Annotated in this window: 17 protein-coding genes; 4 read left to right on the forward strand and 13 right to left on the reverse strand. The window is 72.1% G+C overall.

From position 1 onward, the window contains the following. Positions 1 to 73: 73 nt before the first annotated feature. From EDF42_RS10175 to EDF42_RS10185, 3 genes are all read right to left on the reverse strand, one after another. Complete coding sequence (locus tag EDF42_RS10175; RefSeq protein ID WP_123672253.1) at positions 74 to 1381, reverse strand: UDP-glucose/GDP-mannose dehydrogenase family protein; 1308 nt, start codon at positions 1379 to 1381, stop codon at positions 74 to 76. 65 nt (positions 1382 to 1446) lie between these two features. After that, positions 1447 to 1995 (reverse strand): PH domain-containing protein, encoded by a 549-nt coding sequence (locus EDF42_RS10180; RefSeq protein ID WP_185002771.1) that lies wholly within the window; start codon positions 1993 to 1995, stop codon positions 1447 to 1449. A 4-nt stretch (positions 1996 to 1999) separates the two neighbouring features. Beyond that, positions 2000 to 2800, reverse strand: coding sequence for a biotin--[acetyl-CoA-carboxylase] ligase (locus tag EDF42_RS10185; protein WP_123672254.1), 801 nt, complete (start codon positions 2798 to 2800; stop codon positions 2000 to 2002). Between the two features lie 74 nt (positions 2801 to 2874). On the opposite strand from EDF42_RS10185, the gene EDF42_RS10190 reads away from it, so the two are divergent. Beyond that, positions 2875 to 4470, forward strand: coding sequence for an acyl-CoA carboxylase subunit beta (locus tag EDF42_RS10190; protein WP_123672255.1), 1596 nt, complete (start codon positions 2875 to 2877; stop codon positions 4468 to 4470). A gap of 13 nt (positions 4471 to 4483) precedes the next feature. Then, positions 4484 to 4738 carry an acyl-CoA carboxylase subunit epsilon gene (locus EDF42_RS10195; RefSeq protein ID WP_123292197.1) on the forward strand — a complete coding sequence of 85 codons (255 nt, stop codon included), beginning with the start codon at positions 4484 to 4486 and terminating at the stop codon, positions 4736 to 4738. Between the two features lie 767 nt (positions 4739 to 5505). Here the strand turns inward: EDF42_RS10195 and EDF42_RS10200 are convergent. The 4 genes from EDF42_RS10200 to EDF42_RS10215 form a co-directional block, all read right to left on the reverse strand. Next, positions 5506 to 6555 carry a hypothetical protein gene (locus tag EDF42_RS10200; protein WP_123338937.1) on the reverse strand — a complete coding sequence of 350 codons (1050 nt, stop codon included), beginning with the start codon at positions 6553 to 6555 and terminating at the stop codon, positions 5506 to 5508. Beyond that, positions 6552 to 7727: a sensor histidine kinase gene (locus tag EDF42_RS10205; RefSeq protein ID WP_148067723.1), complete on the reverse strand. Its 1176-nt coding sequence runs from the start codon at positions 7725 to 7727 to the stop codon at positions 6552 to 6554. The genes EDF42_RS10200 and EDF42_RS10205 overlap by 4 nt, the downstream gene beginning before the upstream one ends. 242 nt (positions 7728 to 7969) lie before the next feature. Then, positions 7970 to 8686, reverse strand: a complete 717-nt coding sequence (locus EDF42_RS10210; RefSeq protein WP_111086608.1) for a response regulator transcription factor — start codon at positions 8684 to 8686, stop codon at positions 7970 to 7972. A gap of 131 nt (positions 8687 to 8817) precedes the next feature. Next, positions 8818 to 10077, reverse strand: coding sequence for a class I SAM-dependent RNA methyltransferase (locus tag EDF42_RS10215; protein WP_123672257.1), 1260 nt, complete (start codon positions 10075 to 10077; stop codon positions 8818 to 8820). A gap of 14 nt (positions 10078 to 10091) precedes the next feature. On the opposite strand from EDF42_RS10215, the gene EDF42_RS10220 reads away from it, so the two are divergent. Together EDF42_RS10220 and EDF42_RS10225 are read left to right on the forward strand one after the other, a co-directional pair. Continuing rightward, positions 10092 to 10886: a nucleoside triphosphate pyrophosphatase gene (locus EDF42_RS10220; protein WP_123672258.1), complete on the forward strand. Its 795-nt coding sequence runs from the start codon at positions 10092 to 10094 to the stop codon at positions 10884 to 10886. Positions 10887 to 10965: 79 nt separating this feature from the next. After that, positions 10966 to 12750, forward strand: a complete 1785-nt coding sequence (locus EDF42_RS10225; protein WP_123338933.1) for a biotin carboxylase N-terminal domain-containing protein — start codon at positions 10966 to 10968, stop codon at positions 12748 to 12750. Between the two features lie 114 nt (positions 12751 to 12864). Here EDF42_RS10225 and EDF42_RS10230 read toward each other — a convergent pair whose 3' ends face one another. From EDF42_RS10230 to EDF42_RS10255, 6 genes are all read right to left on the reverse strand, one after another. Then, on the reverse strand, positions 12865 to 13818 hold the full coding sequence (locus tag EDF42_RS10230; RefSeq protein ID WP_123338932.1) for a hypothetical protein: 954 nt from the start codon (positions 13816 to 13818) through the stop codon (positions 12865 to 12867). Between the two features lie 157 nt (positions 13819 to 13975). Next, entirely contained in the window at positions 13976 to 15652 is a 1677-nt protein-coding gene (locus EDF42_RS10235) for a phospho-sugar mutase (protein WP_123338931.1), read from the reverse strand. After that, complete coding sequence (locus EDF42_RS10240) at positions 15649 to 16491, reverse strand: purine-nucleoside phosphorylase (RefSeq protein WP_123338930.1); 843 nt, start codon at positions 16489 to 16491, stop codon at positions 15649 to 15651. The genes EDF42_RS10235 and EDF42_RS10240 overlap by 4 nt, the downstream gene beginning before the upstream one ends. A gap of 53 nt (positions 16492 to 16544) precedes the next feature. Further along, positions 16545 to 16823: a PTS sugar transporter subunit IIB gene (locus EDF42_RS10245; RefSeq protein WP_123672259.1), complete on the reverse strand. Its 279-nt coding sequence runs from the start codon at positions 16821 to 16823 to the stop codon at positions 16545 to 16547. Beyond that, positions 16820 to 17266, reverse strand: a complete 447-nt coding sequence (locus tag EDF42_RS10250) for a PTS sugar transporter subunit IIA (RefSeq protein ID WP_123672260.1) — start codon at positions 17264 to 17266, stop codon at positions 16820 to 16822. The genes EDF42_RS10245 and EDF42_RS10250 overlap by 4 nt, the downstream gene beginning before the upstream one ends. A 3-nt stretch (positions 17267 to 17269) precedes the next feature. After that, on the reverse strand, positions 17270 to 18382 hold the full coding sequence (locus EDF42_RS10255; protein ID WP_123672261.1) for an adenosine deaminase: 1113 nt from the start codon (positions 18380 to 18382) through the stop codon (positions 17270 to 17272). Positions 18383 to 18468: the final 86 nt, after the last annotated feature.

Consider the following 18468-nt stretch of genomic DNA (forward strand, 5'->3'; position numbering starts at 1 on the left):
GCGGACTCCGTGTCCGCGCCGGTCACCTCCGGTGTCCCGGCCGTGGTCACGTCCCCCGTCGTCGCGATGTCGCTCAGCGCCCCATGCCGCGGTACGTGAAGCCCGCTGCGGTCCAGGCGTCGCGGTCGAGGCAGTTGCGGCCGTCGATGACGACCGGGCTCGACACCAGGGATGCCACCGTGGTCGCGTCGAGCTCGCGGAACTCGGTCCACTCGGTCAGCACGAGGACCAGGTCCGCGCCGGACAGCGCGTCCGCCGCCGTCTCGACGAAGTCGAGCTCCGGGTGCACGCGACGCGCGGTGACGACGGCCTCGGGGTCGTAGGCCGACACCGTGGCACCGAGCTCGTGCAGGCGTGCGGCGATGTCGAGGGCGGGCGAGTCACGGACGTCGTCCGAGTTCGGCTTGAAGGCCAGGCCGAGCACCGCGACGCGCTTGCCGGTCACGACACCGCCGAGCAGCTCCTGCGCCAGCTCGACGACGTGCGCACGACGACGCAGGTTCGTGGCGTCGACGTCGGCCAGGAACGCCAGGGACTCCCCGACGCCGAGCTCGTTCGCCCGCGCCTGGAACGCCCGGATGTCCTTGGGCAGGCAGCCGCCGCCGAAGCCGAGGCCGGCGTTCAGGAACTTGCGGCCGATGCGGGCGTCGTGGCCGATGGCGTCGGCGAGCGCGGTGACGTCGGCGCCGGCGACCTCGGCGATCTCGGCCATCGAGTTGATGAACGAGATCTTCGTGGCGAGGAACGCGTTCGCGCTGATCTTGACGAGCTCGGCGGTGGGCAGGTTGACGACGAGCCGGGGGGTGCCGGACGCGAGCGCCTCGGCGTAGACCTCGTCGAGGGCGTCGACGGCGGCGTGCCCGGCGGCACCGTCCGGCACACCGTAGACGAAGCGGTCCGGGCTGATGGTGTCCTGCACGGCGAAGCCCTCACGCAGGAACTCGGGGTTCCAGACGAGCGTCGCCCCGGGCACGGCCTCGGACACCTCGGCGGCGAGGCGTGCGGCGGTGCCGACCGGGACGGTCGACTTGCCGACGACGAACTCGCCGGCGGACAGGTACGGCGTGAGCGCGGCGACCGCGGCGTCCACGTAGGTCATGTCCGCGGCACCGGTCGGGCTCTGCGGGGTGCCGACGGCGAGGAAGTGCACGCGGGCACCGGCGACCTCGGCCATGTCGGTGGTGAAGCGGATCCGGCCGGAGGCGAGCGCCTCGGTCAGGATCTCCGGGAGCCCGGGTTCGAAGAAGGGGGCTTCGCCGGCAGCGAGCCGCTCGATCTTGGTCGGGTCGACGTCGACGGCGACGACCTCGTGTCCGAGCTTGGCCATGGAAGCGGCGTGCACGGCACCGAGGTACCCGCAGCCGATGACAGAGATACGCACGACGAAGACGGTACCGGTTTCTGATCGAAGTGACACACTGGCCGCCCACCGGGTCGCGCCCGCGGTCAGGCGCGGACGTCGCCCCACGGCGGTCGGTCCGGCCCGCCGACGATCTCGTCCCAGTCCGGTTCGCGGTGCCGACGACGGGCCTCGTACGCCTCGACCAGGTCGTGCAGGACGGCCACCACGAGGTCGGCGTGCGGCACGTCCGCGAGCACCACGGCGGGGTCGTCGCCCGGGAACACCAGCACGTCGCCGGAGCGGAACACGCCCTGGAGCCCGCGCCGCCGCACCGTCACGTCGTAGCCGCGGGAGTGCAGGAGCTCACGCCGGGTCCGTGTGCCGAGTCCGTGCACGACGACGAGCCGCCGGGTCGTGACGACGTACCGCTCGGACATCCACCGGAACAACGGCACGGCGCCACCGAACACCACGAGCACCACGACGAGTCCGGCGACGACGGCGTTGAGCCACGCCAACTGCGCCTGGAACACTCCGAAGCCGAACCCGCCGGCGACCGTGACCAGCACGACGAACACCGCAGGGCGCACGAGCCGACGAGCGTGCGGTCGCAGGCGAGCGACGACGCGTTCGGGCGGCGGCTCGGCGGTCATGCCGTCATGCATACCGCAGGTGGGTGACGTCCCCCACGGCGACGCCCCTGGAGTCACCCGCTCGATCCCGGATCGTGATGCGGCCCTCGTCGTCGATGCCGGTGGCGTCGGCCTCTTCCACGGTGCCGTCGGGCAGCTCGAGGCGGATGCGGCGACCGATCGTGCCGCACGCGGCACGGACGTGGGACCGGACCGACTCGGCGGCGGGACCACCGGCGACCAGGCCGGCCACGGCCTCCAGGACGGCTTCCCGGAAGGCGGACAGGACCGCGTCGGCCAACGCGGGGGCGTCGTCGACCGCGCCCGCCACGAGCAGCGACGTCGACGTCGGGGTCGGCAGGCGGTCGGCGGGGATCGTGAGGTTCACGCCGGCACCGACCACGATGCTGCCGTCGGAGGCGACCTGGCAGAGGATGCCGCACACCTTGTCGCCCGCGACCTGGACGTCGTTCGGCCACTTGACGGCGACGTCGGCGCCGGCGGGCAGCACCCGTGCGATCGCGTCACGCATGGCGGCACCCGCGACGAGGGGCAGCCAGCCACGGTCGTGGTCGGCGAGGTCGGCGCGCACGAGCAGGCTCGCGGCCAGGGCCTCGCCGGTCGGTGCGCTCCACGTGCGGTCGAGGCGTCCGCGGCCCGCGGTCTGGTGGAGCGTCGCGACCACGCTGCCGTGCTGCTGCTCGGGTGCCACGGCGAGCAGGTCGGCGTTCGTCGAGCCGGTCTCGTCGGGGACGGTGAGGGTCGCGCCCGCCGACCGGACCGCTTCGCTGGTGGCGGGGAACGACGACGACGGGGATGTGGACATGCACGCAAATGTACGGGCAGGAACCGTGGGGGTCCTCCAACCGGCCCCGACGTCGCCGCCGGTAGGGTGAGCGGGTGACTTCAGGAGACACCCCCGATCTCTCGACGACGGCAGGCCGGCTGGCCGACCTCCGCGAGCGGTACCACGAGGCCGTGACCGCTGCGGGCGAGTCCGCGATCGCCAAGCAGCACGCCAAGGGCAAGGGCACCGCGCGCGAACGCATCGAGCAGCTGCTCGACGAGAACTCCTTCGTGGAGTTCGACGAGTTCGTCCGCCACCGCACCACCTCGTTCGGCATGGACGCCAAGCGCCCCTACGGCGACGCCGTCGTCACCGGCGTCGGCACGATCCACGGCCGCAACGTCGCCGTGTACGCGCAGGACTTCACCGTCTTCGGCGGTTCGCTCGGCGAGGTCGCCGGCGAGAAGATCATCAAGGTGATGCAGCACGCGCTGAAGACGGGCGTGCCGATCATCGGCATCCTCGACTCCGGCGGGGCCCGGATCCAGGAGGGCGTGGTCGCGCTCGGCAAGTACGGCGAGATCTTCCGCCTCAACACACAGGCGTCCGGTGTCATCCCGCAGCTGTCGATCATCATGGGCCCGGCGGCCGGCGGCGCGGTGTACTCCCCCGCGCTCACCGACTTCGTGATCATGGTCGACAAGACCAGCCACATGTTCGTCACCGGCCCCGACGTCATCAAGACCGTCACCGGTGAGGACGTCGGCTTCGAGGAGCTCGGCGGCGCGCAGACCCACAACGCGGTCTCCGGCGTGGCCCACTACCTGGCCGAGGACGAGACCGACGCGCTCGACTACGCCCGCTCGCTCATCGGGTTCCTGCCGGACAACAACCTGTCCGACGCCCCCGCCTACGACGTCGCCCCCGAGCTCGAGACCACCGACGCCGACCACGAGCTCGACGTCGTGATCCCGGACTCCACGAACCAGCCGTACGACGTCACAACGATCATCGAGCACGTCGTCGACGACGGCGAGTTCCTCGAGGTCCAGCCGCTCTTCGCGCCGAACATCCTGATCGGCTTCGGCCGGGTCGAGGGCCGCACCGTCGGCATCATCGCGAACCAGCCGCAGGCCATGGCCGGCACGCTGAACATCGACGCCGGTGAGAAGGCAGCCCGCTTCGTGCGGTTCTGCGACGCGTTCGGCATCCCGATCCTGACCCTGGTCGACGTCCCCGGCTACCTGCCCGGCACCGACCAGGAGTGGACCGGGGTCATCCGCCGCGGCGCGAAGCTGCTGTACGCCTACGCCGAGGCCACCGTCCCGCTCGTCACCGTCATCACGCGCAAGGCCTACGGCGGCGCGTACATCGTGATGGGGTCGAAGCAGCTCGGCGCCGACATCAACCTGGCATGGCCGACCGCCGAGATCGCCGTCATGGGTGGTCAGGGCGCCGTCAACATCCTGTACCGCGCCGAGATCAAGCGCGCCGAGGAGTCCGGCGAGGACGTCGCTGCGGTCCGCACGAAGCTCGCGAACGAGTACACCTACAACGTCGCGTCGCCGTACCTGGCGGCCGAGCGCGGTGAGCTCGACGGCATCATCCAGCCGCACGCCACCCGCGTCTCGGTCATCAAGGCGCTGCGTGCCCTGCGCGGCAAGCGTGCAACGCTGCCGCCCAAGAAGCACGGGAACATCCCCCTCTGATGGGTGCACACTGATGGGTCGTCACGCAGCTCCGGTCCCCTCGGACGAGCCCGCCTCGGTGGCCGACGTCCGGGTGGTCTCCGGTGAGCCCACCCCCGAGGAGCTCGCAGCGGTCGTCGCCGTGCTGCAGCGCCAGGCCGACGAGGCCGCAGCAGCCGGTCGCGCCGAGGTCGTCGACGAGCCGCGCACCGGGTGGCAGGCCTCGGCCCGCGGGCTGCGTCGCCCGCTCGACCACGGCCCCGGCGCCTGGGGCCGTTCGCTCCGCTGACGGACCTTGACCTCGCTGTACCCCTGGTGTCCCCGACCCGGCGGACGTTGCAGGCTGCACTTCCCGGTCGGTATCCCCTCGCACGGGGGTCATGAATCGCCGAAGAGGACCGGAAATGCCGAATTTGTCCCCCATAATGACGACTGACACAGGGGTTGTGGGTTGGCATAGTTACTGGTGTTCGGTGTCCTTCAACGAAGAACATCGCAGGTCGGTGGCCGACTAGGGTACGACGCCACCGCCCGCTGCGAGGCAGGGCGACATTCGGGTTGTCGCTCAGCCTCGGGTCGTGAACGGGCCGGTCGGATACGACCGGCCCGTTCCCCGTTTCCGGGGGCGTTCGCGCCGGCCGTCGATGTGGAACGACATCCTCGACGTCGTACGACGTCCACAGTGTCGTCCCCCGGCGCCGGCAACAGTTGCACCCGCGCACGAGCGACGCCTCCGACGTCGTACGACGTCCGTGTTGTCGCGTCAGCCGTCGGCGCCAGCCCGGCGCGACCACGTGGCGGCCGGGAGGCCCGTGGCGGCGCCGCCACGCGCCTCCCGGCCGCCACGTGTCCTGTCCACCGCCGCGCGCGCGTCCCACGGACCCGGAACGACGTCCTCGACGTCGTACGACGTCGAGGACGTCGTCGGCACGCGGACACAACAGTTGCGCGCGCGCACGAGCGACACCCTCGATGTCGTACGACATCGACCTCGTCGCTTCCGTCTCGCCGCGCGCGACGCCGCACACGACCACGCTCGAGCAGGCGCAGCGCGCCTCAGGCGGGCTCGTGCCGCGGGATCTCGAGCCAGAGGGCCACGGAGTCGTCCTCGTCGCCGTCGTCGTCCTCCATGCCCGCTCCGAGGGCGGCGGACTCGCTCGCGGCCGTGTCGAGCTTGAGCCCGACGACCGTCACCGCGGAGTCGGACCCCTCGCTGACGGTGCGGACGATGACGTTGTCGGCCTCGCGCGCCTGGCGGAGCGCCTCGGCGATGCGGGCGTGGATGCGGCGGACGTCGTCGACCTCGAGCTCGTCGAGACCGCCGTCGTCGTGCAGCTGCACCGTCGCGCCCCGGCGGCGCAGGCGCATGACCTCGTCGCGGACGTCCTCGGACAGCAGGGAGCGGCCGCGGATCTCGTCGCGGATGGCCTGCTCGAGGTGCAGGCACTCTGCCCGATCGGCCTCGTCGAGGTCACCGCACGAGTCGATGATCCGCTGCAGCATCGGCAGGGCCATCCGCGTGGTCTGGCTCAGGCGGAACTGCCGCTCGAAGACGTGGGCGTCCTGCGCAGCCTGCCAGTCGGCGGTCTCCTGTTCAGCGCGCATGAGTTCACGGGTGTTCCGGATGGCTCGGTTCATGGCGATGGCGAACACCGTGGCGATCGCGACCCAGGCCACGCTGCCGAGCACCCCGAGCGTCCCGAGCGCGTCGGGGCCCGCCCAGGCCACTGAGTAGACGGCGAGGAACAGGACGCCGGCCCAGGCGAACGGCCCACGACCCCGCACGACGAGGACGACCATCAGCGTGCCGACGGCGGCGATCCACCACGTGGCGGGCCCCGGCGGCCTCGACAGGTCGACGACGGGTGCCGCGACCAGCGGCATCACGATCGCGGTGGCGAGCGAGAAGCACGCGGTCCAGACCGGCAGGACCTTGCCGGGCACGAACAGCGCGGTGCCGGTGGCCGCTGCGTAGAGGACCATGCAGGCGATCACGGGGCCGACGTCGTGCACGCGCTGCAGCGACGCGACGGCGAGGACCAGGTGGTAGAGGGAGAACAGCGACGCCAGGCCGAGCGCGATGCTCGCGGGCAGGGAGACCTTCACGCTGCGGCTCCCGTCGTCGTGGGCGTGGACGGCGTGGTCGGCGACCAGCGCAGCTCGATTCGGGTGCCCTCGCCCGGGGCGGTGTGCACCTCGGCACGGCCGTCGACGGAGGCGACGCGCTCGATGATCGACCGCCGCACCCCGAGTCGTTCGGACGGGATTGCCGCGATGTCGAACCCGCGACCGTCGTCACCGACCTCGATGTGCACGCCGTCGTCGTGCTGCTCGACGCGGACCCACCGGGCGACGTCGGGCCCACCGGCGTGCTGGACGCTGTTGACGGCCGCCTGCAGTGCTGCTGACGCGAGAGCGTCGGCGACCGACGCCGGCAGCCGGAGCGACCCGGCCAGGGCGGGGACGAGCCGGACGGGCACCGCGAGGGCACCGATCGCCTCCCCGATGCGGGTGCGGAGGTCGGCGAGCGAGACCGGGGTGTCGTCGTCCGGGCCGTCTGCTGCTGCGGCTTCGAGGTGGTCGATGGCGTTCCGTGCCATGCGGGCGGCGAGGGTCTTCGCGTCGAGCGTGTCGGCCCGCGCAGCGGAGAGCAGCGTCGTCAGCACGCTGTCGTGCACGATCGCGTCGACCTGCACGCGCTCCACCTCGACCGCGTGCTCGCGGATGGCGAGCGAGTACCGGCGGACCGCGGTCGACTGCGCCGTGTCGACCGACGAAGCGGCACGGCGGAGGACCACGGCGATGACGAGCACCGCACCGCTGAGCAGCGCCGTGTAGACGCCGTCGAGCAGCGCACGGACGAGCCCGGCGTCGCCGCCGACCGGGGTGAGCCGGAGGACGACGTAGATCGCCGGCACCAGTGCGGTGTAGATCGTGGCCCGCCAGGTGGCGAAGCCCAAGGCCGCCGCGGTCGAGCCGACGGTGCAGAACCACCACGGCCACGGCTGCTGCGTGGACGGGATCGAGTCCTGTACCGTGAGCGGCCACGTGGTCAACGCGACCAGGAAGAGCAGGGCACAGAGGATCTGCGCGAACTGCGCCACCCGCGGCACGAACGCCGAGACCCCGACCAGGACGAACGACGCCCCGAGCGCGATCGCGACGACCGGGCCCCAGAACGGGTCGAGGTACGGCAACTGGGCGAGGACCGCAGGGGTGTCGACGATGCCGAGGCCGACCGCGGTCATCGCCAGCAGGATCGCGAAGGCACGCTCCACCGACGCCTGCGTGATCGACGCGCGGACGCTGCGTGACGGGTCGGCACCGAACGGCGCGCCGCCCCCGAAGCCGACCGGGTCGCCACCGGGAACACGACCCGAGCCTGCTGGGACGCGGCCGGCGCGGCCAGACGCCGCACCAGCGCCGCCCGACCCGCGGCCGAACCACCGACCGGTCCCACGACCGGTCCCCGGGCCGCTCCCCCGGCGCGACGCCGGCTCAGCCGCGCTCGCCATCGTGTTCAGCGACCGTCACCGTCGGGGTCGATGCCCGAGTCGAGCCCGGGGAGGATGCCGTCCTCGACCGCCCGCCGCAGGAGGTCGACCTTCGTCGGGGCCGGGCGACCGACCTCGACGTACTTCACGCGGATGCGGTCGAGGTACTCACGAGCCGTGGAGTACCCGATGCCGAGTTGCTGCGCCGCCAGCTTGAGCGGCAGGCCCGAGGCGTACAGGTGCAGGATCTCGCGCTCGCGCCGGCCGAGCTGGGCCTTCGCGAAGTCGCGGTCGGCGTCGATGGCGCTCGCCCACTCGAGGTTGTTCAGCACGTCACCACGCGCGACGGTGGCGACCGCTGCCATCACCGTCTTCGTGGCGGACGACTTCGGGATGACACCGGCAGCCCCTGCTGCGAGTGCCTCACGGACGTTGGCGACGCGGTCCGCGATGGAGTGCACGAGCACGGCGGAGCCGGTCCCCTGCACGCCCTTGACGTTCTCGGTCACGGTCGAGCCGTCACCGAGTGACAGGTCGAGGACGACGACGTCGACCTCGCGCCCGTCGAGGTTCTGGACGTACTCGGGCACGCTCGCGGCGGTGAGCACCACCTCGAAGCCCTCGTTCTGGCACGCCGCCTGGATCCCGAGTCGCACGGACTCGTGGTCGTCCACGATCGCGACCCGGACCGGCCTGGTGGCCGTGCCCGACGTCTCGGCTGCGGTTGTCGTTCCTGCTCCCACTGTGGCCTCTCGTTCCGATGTGCGTCCCCGGCCCCTGAAACCGGATCGCCATCAGCGCCCAGGATACCCAGGCTGGACTCAGGTCCGGGGAAACCGGACGCGCCACGCGGACGAAACCGCCCGGTTGCCCGTCAGCGCGCGGGCGTCAGGCGCGCCACGGCCTCCATGTGGTGGGTGTGCGGGAACAGGTCGAACGCCCGCAGCGCCTCGAGCTTGTACCCCAGGTCGGCGAACGTCGCGACGTCGCGGGCGAGCGCGACCGGGTCGCAGGCGACGTAGACGACCTGCGACGGGTGCAGGGCCGCGATCTGCTCGACGACCTGACGACCGGCACCGGCACGCGGCGGATCGAGGACGATCGTGCCGGCGCGGAACCGGTCCTGCTCGGCGCGCGAGGCGTTCGCCACCGTGTTCGCGAGCCAGCGGTCGACCCGGCCGGTCTCGGCGCGCGCACCGAGCCACTCGGCGAGGTTCTCCTGCGCGTGCTCGGTCGCGCGTGCGGCACTCTCGACGCTCGTGAGGCGCGCCTTCGGGCCGACGAGGTCGCCGAGCGCGGCGGCGAGCAGGCCGACGCCGCCGTACAGGTCCAGGTGGGTGCCCTCGGGGTCGAGCCGGTCGCGGTCGACCAGGTCCTGCACGGCCTCGGTGAGCACCGACGCCGCGGCACGGTGCACCTGCCAGAAGCCGTTGTCGTCCACCGCGAAGGTGCGCTCCCCCACGACCTCGGTCACCACGGTGGGCTTCTGCTCGTCGATGACGAGGCGCGCCCCCTCGGAGCCGCTCGGTGCCAGCACGTCGACGACCGACGAGCCGGGCATCACGCCACGGCCGAGCGGCGCACTCTGCTGCACGGCGTCGTTCGCGAGCGGCAGGCTGGTGACCGGGATGACGGAGTGCGAGCGCGCGGCGAACGGGCCGGCGGTGCCGTGCTCGTCGACGTGCAGCCGGACCCGGGTACGCCAACCGAGGCCGTTCGCGGCGTCGTCACCGGGTGCGGCCTCGACGACGACGTCCGAGCCGAGCACGGATGCCAGGTCCGTGTGCGCGAACCGCGAGAACGAGTCGACGAGCACGTCGTGCTTCAGCGTGCGCTGGTGTGCGAGGGCGATGTGGCCGAACTCGGCACCGCCCGGGCGCGTCTCGGGGTCGCGGTCGAGCGCGGCCTCGGCCCAGACGTGGTCGACGCGGTGCTCACTCGGGGTGACGACGCTGACGGTGTCGGCGCGCCAGAACGACTTCTTCCGGTCCTCGGTCACCCGGGCGACGACGCGCTCCCCGGGGATCGCGTCCGTGACGAAGACCACCCGGCCTTCGTGCCGTGCCACCGAGATGCCGCCGTGGGCGATCCCGGTGACGTCGAGTTCGAGCAGCGTTCCGACGGATTCACCCATGGTTCGATGGTCCCATGCGTCTGTACCTCGCGAGTACATCCCCCGCCCGCCGAGCACTCCTCGCCCAGTCCGGGATCGAGCCCGTCCTCGTGTCGCCCGGGGTCGACGAGGACGCCGCGGCGACCGCGGCCGCCGCCGCGCTCGGCCGTGACCTGACCGGCCCGGAGCTCGTGTCGCTGCTGGCCGTCGCCAAGGCGTCGGCCGTCGCGGACGCCGACGTCGCCGGGTCGCCGGTCGACGGCTTCGTGTTCGGCGGCGACTCCGCCTTCGAGGTCGACGGGCGCCTGTACGGCAAGCCGCACGACCCGTCGGTGGCCCGGGAGCGCTGGCGGCAGATGCTCGCCGCCGGCGGCGGGACGCTGTGGAGTGGACACTGCGTGATCGATCGACGACGCGACGACCGGCGCCGCGACCTGGACCCGGCCACGGGACGGACGGGAGGCCCGGATGCGGTCCGCCCCGTGCCTCCCGTCCGCAGCCTGGTGACGTCTCCTGCCGGCGTGCCGGAGCTGGGGGACGTCGCGCCCGGCGGGTCGGCCGTGGCCGCCGGTGGCGACCGCGTGGTCGCCGTGGACAGCGCCGTGCTGACGTTCGCCGACGACCTGTCCGCCGAGGAGATCGACGCGTACGTGGCGACGGGCGAGCCGCTCGAGGTCGCGGGGGCGTTCACCATCGACGGGCGGGCGGCGGCGTACATCTCGCGCATCGACGGGGCACCGTCGGCGGTGGTCGGGCTGTCCCTGCCGGTGCTGCGGTCGATGCTGCTCCGCGGCTTCGGCGTCCGCTGGCACGAGTTCTGGTCACTGTAGACATCCGCACTTGTTCGGCACGGTTCTTTGTGGGTGCCAGTCAATTCGTGCTCCCGTTGCACGAATACGCTGATGTCTCATGCCCCGTATCAGCAAGGTCCTCATCGCGAACCGCGGCGAGATCGCCGTCCGCATCATCCGCGCGGCCCGCGACGCAGGCAAGGCATCGGTCGCCGTCTACGCCGACCAGGACCGTGACGCCCTGCACGCCCGCCTCGCCGACGAGGCCTACGCGCTGAACGGCACCACGAGCGCCGACACCTACCTCGTCATCGACAAGATCATCTCGGTCGCCCGACGGTCCGGCGCAGACGCCGTGCACCCGGGCTACGGGTTCCTTGCCGAGAACGCCGACTTCGCCCGTGCCGTCATCGACGCCGGACTGACCTGGATCGGCCCGTCGCCCGACTCGATCGAGCGCCTCGGTGACAAGGTCTCCGCGCGCCACGTCGCCGAGAAGGTCGGCGCGCCGCTCGCCCCCGGCACCATCGAGCCCGTCAAGGACGCCTCCGAGGTCATCGCGTTCGCCGACGAGGTCGGCCTGCCGGTTGCCATCAAGGCGGCCTTCGGCGGCGGTGGCCGTGGCCTGAAGGTCGCACGGACGCGCGACGAGGTCGCCTCGCAGTTCGAGTCGGCGACGCGTGAAGCCATCGCGGCGTTCGGTCGGGGCGAGTGCTTCGTCGAGAAGTACCTCGACAAGCCGCGCCACGTCGAGACCCAGTGCCTGGCGGACGAGCACGGCAACGTCGTCGTCGTGTCGACGCGTGACTGCTCGCTGCAGCGCCGGCACCAGAAGCTCGTCGAGGAAGCACCCGCGCCGTACCTGACGGATGCGCAGCAGGAGCGCCTGTACGAGTCGTCGAAAGCGATCCTGCGCGAGGTCGGCTACGTCGGTGCCGGCACGTGCGAGTTCCTGATCGGCGCCGACGGCACGGTGTCGTTCCTCGAGGTCAACACCCGACTGCAGGTCGAGCACTGCGTGTCCGAAGAGGTCACCGGCATCGACCTGGTGCGCGAGCAGTTCCGCATCGCCGAGGGCGGCGTGCTCGACTACTCCGACCCGACGCCCCGCGGGCACTCGTTCGAGTTCCGCATCAACGGCGAGGACCCGGGCCGCAACTTCTTCCCCGCGCCCGGCCCCGTGCACGCCTTCAACGCGCCGTCGGGCCCCGGCGTCCGCGTCGACTCCGGTGTCGTGAGCGGCGACGTCGTGTCCGGTTCGTTCGACTCCATGCTCGCGAAGCTCATCGTCACCGGTGCCACCCGCGCCGAGGCGTTGGAGCGCTCGCGTCGTGCACTGGCCGAGTTCGAGGTCACCGGCCTGCCGACCGTGCTGCCCTTCCACCGTGCGGTCGTGTCGGACCCGGCGTTCGCGACCGATGACTCCTCGCCGTTCTCCGTGTACACGCAGTGGATCGAGACCGACTTCGTGGGCGGGATCCCGGCGTGGAGCGGTTCTCCTGAAGAACTGCCGGCGCCGGCTTCGCGCGACTCAGTGGTCGTCGAGGTGCAGGGCAAGCGCATCGAGGTCACCATGCCGTCGATCGTCGGTGGCGGTGCCGCCGCCGGTGTCGCCGGTCGTCGTCCGGCCGGTCCCTCCGCTCCCCCGAAGCGCCGCTCGTCGGCGGTCAAGGGCGGCATCGCGAAGTCCGGCGGGTCCGTCGCGTCGCCGATGCAGGCGACCGTCGTGAAGCTCGCGGTCGCCGAGGGTGACACCGTGGTGAAGGGCGATCTGCTCGTCGTGCTCGAGGCCATGAAGATGGAGCAGCCCGTGCAGGCCCACAAGGACGGCGTCGTCACCGGGCTGAACGCCCCGGTCGGCCAGACGGTCTCGTCCGGTCACGTGCTGCTCGAGCTGGCGTAGGCCGCGCGGGCCGTCGCGGGCCGTCGCGGGCCGTCGCGGGCCGTCGCGGCTCGTCAGCTCGGGTTGCGCCCCGCTGCGGTCATCGCGCCCCGACTCTTCGGGGCGCAATGACCGTCAGAGGGCGCGGCTCGCAGCATGACGCCAGGCAGTACCCCAGTTCGGTCCGAGCGGCACCCCGGCATCGTGCAGGATCCGCGGGAGCTGCCCCGCAGGCATCGCGTCCGACCACATCACCCGTGCGAAGCCGTTGACCCCTCGACGACGGCGGAGACGGTCCTCACGGCGCTTCTCGTCGACCAGGGCGTCTGCCGCCGTGCGCCCTCGCCGCGGGTCGTCGTACTTCACCCGGCCGTCGAACTCGACGATCACCCCGGCTTCCGCGAACCACAGGTCCACCCGGTCGCGGAGCAGGCCGTCGTGCCGGAACTCCTGCTGCAGTACCGGGTCCGGTGCGCCGAGCACGTGCGCACCCCACCGTGTGATGCTCTCCCCCGGTGACTCGGCGAGCGGATCCGCGTACTCGACCAGTTCCCGCGCGCGTCGATGCCCGCGAGCACGACGACTCCCGAGCGCTTCGAGGATCGTCGCCCGCTCGACGCCGCGCCGCAGGACCGCGTCGAGCACGACGATGGCACGCCACGGGTGTTCGCGAAGGGCGACGTCGACCGCGGTCTCGATCAACGTCGTGACGGGTACACCGTCGACCTCGACGGAGGACGGTCGCCGGCCGGCGCTGCCGATGCGCTGGATGCTCCGCTTGACCTGGCCCCGGTCCCGGGACGGGTCGGTCACCGTGACACGCTCGCCGAACGCCCCGATCCACGGCAGTCCGAGCATGGCGACCGCTGACCGGTGCGACACCACGACGGAGCCCGTCCCGCCGGCGAGCACACTCCGCACGAGCATGCGATGTCGTTCGCGTTCCGTCATCGAGGCCCACTCGCCCGACCCGATGTACGTGCCACGGTGCACTCGGACGAGGGCGCCGGCATCCGCTGCGCGACGGATCGCCGACGCACGACCGGGGTCCTGCGCGAGGCCGACGGTCGAGATGGGTTCGTGTTCCATGCTCCGATGATCGCGACGCACGGTCCGTCCCGAGCGGGGTCTGCGCGATCTGTGGACAGGCCACGGGGCAGCGCACCCCGTTGCGGGCATCGCGACCTGAAGAGTCGGGGCGCGATGCCCGCAGCGGGGCGCAAACACGAAGGAACGGGGCAGCGCCCTACGAGACCAGGGGGCGGACGGACGCCGCGAGGGCGTCGACGAGGCGCTGGGCCTCGGCGGGGGTCTCCGCGACGGTGTCGATGTAGACCTTGACCTTGGGCTCGGTGCCGCTCGGTCGGACGATCACGCGCGCGTCACCGGTCAGGTCGTAGCGCAGGATGTCCGACGGCGGGAAGCCCTCCACCCCGTCGACGTAGTCCGTCACGGTGCGGACCTCCAGGCCGCCGAGCGACGACGGCGGCGCGGACCGCAGCGAGGCCATGATCTCGCCGATGCGGGACAGGTCGTCCACGCGGGTCGCGACCTGCCCCGACGCGAACGCCCCGAACTCGGCGGCGAAGGCGTCGAGCTGCCCGGCGATCGACGATCCGGCAGCGGCCAGGTCCGACGCCAACGACAGCAGCGACAGCGCCGCCGAGATGCCGTCCTTGTCGCGCACGACCGACGGGTCCACCAGGTAGCCGAGCGCTTCTTCGTACCCGAAGAGCAGCCCGGGGACCCGGGAGACCCACTTGAAGCCGGTCAGGGTGTCGCGGTACTCCAGACCGTGGCGGGCGGCGACGCGGGCCAGCGCCGGCGACGAGACGATCGACGCTGCGAGGGTGCCCGTGGCGCCGGTCTCCGACGCGCGGACGGCAGCCTGCCAGCCGAGCAGCCACCCGACCTCGTTGCCCGACAGGCGGCGGTAGGTCGGGTCCCCGGAGTCGGACACCGCCGGGATCGCGAGCGCGAGCCGGTCGGCGTCGGGGTCGTTCGCGATGACGAGGTCAGCGCTGACGGCGAGCCCGCGGGCGATCGCCAGGTCCATCGCGCCGGGCTCCTCCGGGTTCGGGAACGACACGGTCGGGAACGCTCCGTCCGGCTCGATCTGCTCCGGCACGACCGCGGGCGACGCGAACCCGGCGGCGGCGAACACCGCGCGTGCGGTCTCCCACCCGACACCGTGCATCGCCGTGTAGACGACCTTCGGCTGCTCCTGCGGCGCCAGGGTCGGGGCCGGCACGATGGCGGCCGTCGCGGCCACGTAGGCATCGAGCAGCGCGGACGACGCGACGGTGTAGTCGGTGCCCCGGGGTAGGTCCGTGATCGACCCCGCCGCGACGGCGTCGATGGCGTCCGCGATGCGGCCGTCGACCGGCGGCACGATCTGCGACCCGTCGTCGTCCTGTCCGAGGTAGACCTTGTACCCGTTGTCGCGGGGCGGGTTGTGGCTCGCGGTGACCATCACCCCGGCGCCGACGTCGAGGTGCCGCACGGCGAACGCGAGCACCGGCGTGGGCAGGGCGACCGGCAGCAGCGTGACCTCGAGCCCGAGGCCGCGCATGACCTCGGCGGAGTCGCGCGCGAAGACGTCGGAGTTCACCCGGCCGTCGTAGCCGATCACGACACTGCGCGACCGGCCCGTGTCGATCAGGAAGCGTGCGAGCCCGGCAGCGGCCTGCGACACGACGACCCGGTTCATGCGGAGCGGGCCGTAGCCGAGCTCGGCGCGGAGTCCGGCGGTACCGAACTGCAGCCGGCCGCCGAACCTCGCGGCCAGGGCCTGCACGGCCGGGCCGGAGCCGTCGGAGGCGTCGTCGATCGCGGCGGTCAGCTCGTCGCGGGTCTGCGGATCCGGGTCCTGCGCGAGCCAGGACCGAGCGGTCCCGAGCACGTGGTCGAGGTCGATCTTCACGACGCCGGCTGCCCGAGGGCGGTCACCACGCGGGCGAGCAGGTCCGCGATCACGGGCTCGGCCTGCTTGCCGGCCTCGAGCACCTCGGTGTGCGACAGCGGCGTCTTCTGGATGCCGGCGGCGAGGTTCGTGATGAGCGAGAACCCGAGGACCTCCATGCCGGCCTGTCGGGCGGCGATGGCCTCGAGTGCGGTGGACATGCCGACGATGTGCCCGCCGATGGCCTTGGCCATCTGGACCTCGGCCGGGGTCTCGTAGTGCGGGCCGCGGAACTGCGTGTAGACGCCCTCGTCCAGGGACGGGTCGACCGAGCGGGCGACCTCGCGCAGCCGGGACGAGTACAGGTCGGTGAGGTCGATGAACGTCGCGCCCTCGAGCGGGCTGTCGGCGGTCAGGTTGATGTGGTCGCTGATGAGCACGGGCGTGCCGGGCGTCCAGTGCTCCTTGATGCCACCGGCACCGTTCGTCAGCACCATCACCGTGGCACCAGCGGCCGCGGCGGTACGGACGCTGTGCACGACCCGGCGGACGCCGTGGCCCTCGTAGTAGTGCGTGCGTGCGCCGATGACGAGCGCGTGGCGGCCGTCGGCGAGGCGGATCGACCGGATGGTGCCGGAGTGTCCGGGCACGGCCGAGGCGCTGAACCCGGGGACCTGGTCCGCCGGGATCTCGGACACGGTCTCACCGATGATGTCGGCGGCCTTGCCCCAGCCCGAGCCGAGGGTCAGGGCGATGTCGTGCCGCTCGATGCCGGACTTCGCGGCGATGACGGCGGCGGCGTCCCGCGCGACCTCGAACGGGTCGGCAGCGGGGTCGTTCAGCGGGTTCTCGGTGCTCATGCCCCAACTCTAAAGGGCGGACGCCCGCCCCAGCGGCCGCCGCCGCACCCGCCTCAGTGCTCGCCGAGCGCCCGGTCCACCGCCGCCGTGATCTCGCCCTGGTCGAAGTGGTTCCGGATCACGATGACCTCGGCGTAGGTGTCGCCGATCGCCTCGACGAACTCCTGGCTCGTGAGGATCACGTTGGCGTCGTCGGACACGTCGCGCACCGAGGCCACGTCGGCCGCGACGACCGATGCCTGCAGGCCGAGGGTGGACAACGCCTTCTCGGCGTTCACCTTGAGGATCCCGCTCGAGCCGATGCCCGCGCCGCAGATGGTCACGATCTTCACGCGGACACCCCCATGATCGTGCGGACCTCGTCCGCCGTCGTCGCGTCGGCGATCCGCCCCGTGGCGGTCTGGTCGTTGAACAGGTTCGCGATCTCGCCGATGGACTCGAGGTGCGTCCCCACCCCGGCGACCGCGAGCCCCAGGACCACGCGGACCGGGTCGTTGTGCGGGTGGCCGAACGCGACCGGTGTCTCGAGGGTCACGACGGCGAGCCCGTCGCGCAGGACTGCGCCGCCCGGTCGGGCGTGGGCGAACGCCAGGCCCGGGGAGATCACGATGTACGGCCCGTGTTCCTCGACCATGCCGATCATGGCGTCCGTGTACTCGTCGGTCGCGGCTCCGGACGCGACGAGCGCGCCGCCGGCCAGGCGCATCGCGTCACGCCAGGTGGGCGCGGTGGCCCGGAGGAGGACGGCGGAGTCCGGCAGCGGCGGCAGTCCCATGCGTCAGGCCTCCGAGTACCCGGAGGTGATGGTCGCGATGATCTCCTCGCGGTCCTCGAGCGGCAGGAAGGACCCGAGCGCCGCGTTGATCTGGAACGCCGCCAGGTCGTCGAGGTCGTAGCCGAACGTGCCGGCGAGCAGTGCGAGTTCCTTCGACAGCGACGTCCCGCTCATCAGGCGGTTGTCGGTGTTCACCGTGACCCGGAAGCCGAGCTGGTAGAGCAGGTCGAAGGGGTGGTCGGCGAGGTCGTCGCCCCAGGCCGCGATCGCACCGGTCTGCAGGTTGGAGGACGGCGAGACCTCGAGCGGGATCTCGCGGTCGCGGACCCACGACGCGACCTCGCCGAGGGAGGCCAGCGTCGAGCCGTCACCGGCGTCGGAGAGGGTGACGTCCTCGAAGATCCGGACGCCGTGCCCGAGGCGCAGCGCGCGGCCGTCGACGAGCGCGGACCGGATCGAGGCGAGCCCGTCGGCTTCGCCCGCGTGGACGGTGACGGGGAACAGCTCGGATGCGAGGTAGTCGAACGCGGCACGGTGGTTCGACGCCGGGAACCCGGCCTCGGCACCGGCGATGTCGAAGCCGACCACCCCGTTGTCACGGTGCCGGACGGCGAGCTCGGCGATCTCGAGCGAGCGGTCGGCGTGGCGCATCGCGGTGACGAGCTGGCCGACCCGGATGCGGCCGCCGGCGGCGTCGACCGCTTCCTCGATGCCGGCCTGCACGGCCTCGACCGTCTCGTCGAGCGTCAGCCCGCCCTGCAGGTGCTGTTCCGGGGCCCACCGGACCTCGCCGTAGACGACGCCGTCGGCGACCAGGTCCTCGACGAACTCACGGGCGATGCGCGTCAGCTGCGGTGCCGTCTGCATGACCGAGGTGGTGACGTCGAACGTCTTCAGGTACTCGACGAGCGAGCCCGAGTTCGACTGGTCGGCGAACCACTGCCCGAGCTCGGACGGGTCGGTGGTCGGCAGCGTCACACCCGAAGCACCAGCCAGCTCGACGATCGTCGCGGGGCGCAGGCCGCCGTCGAGGTGGTCGTGCAGCGAGACCTTCGGCAGGTCGTTGATGACCGCCCCGGCGTCGGGCAGGCGGTAGGTCGGGGCGTCGGCGCTCATGCGACCAGGCTATCGGTGGTCACCGACCACGCGCAGGCACCTGTGCACAACAGACCCCTGCACAGACTGGAGGCTCTCCACACGTG

Source organism: Curtobacterium sp. PhB172, assembly GCF_003752545.1.
In the GTDB taxonomy this organism is placed as follows: domain Bacteria; phylum Actinomycetota; class Actinomycetes; order Actinomycetales; family Microbacteriaceae; genus Curtobacterium.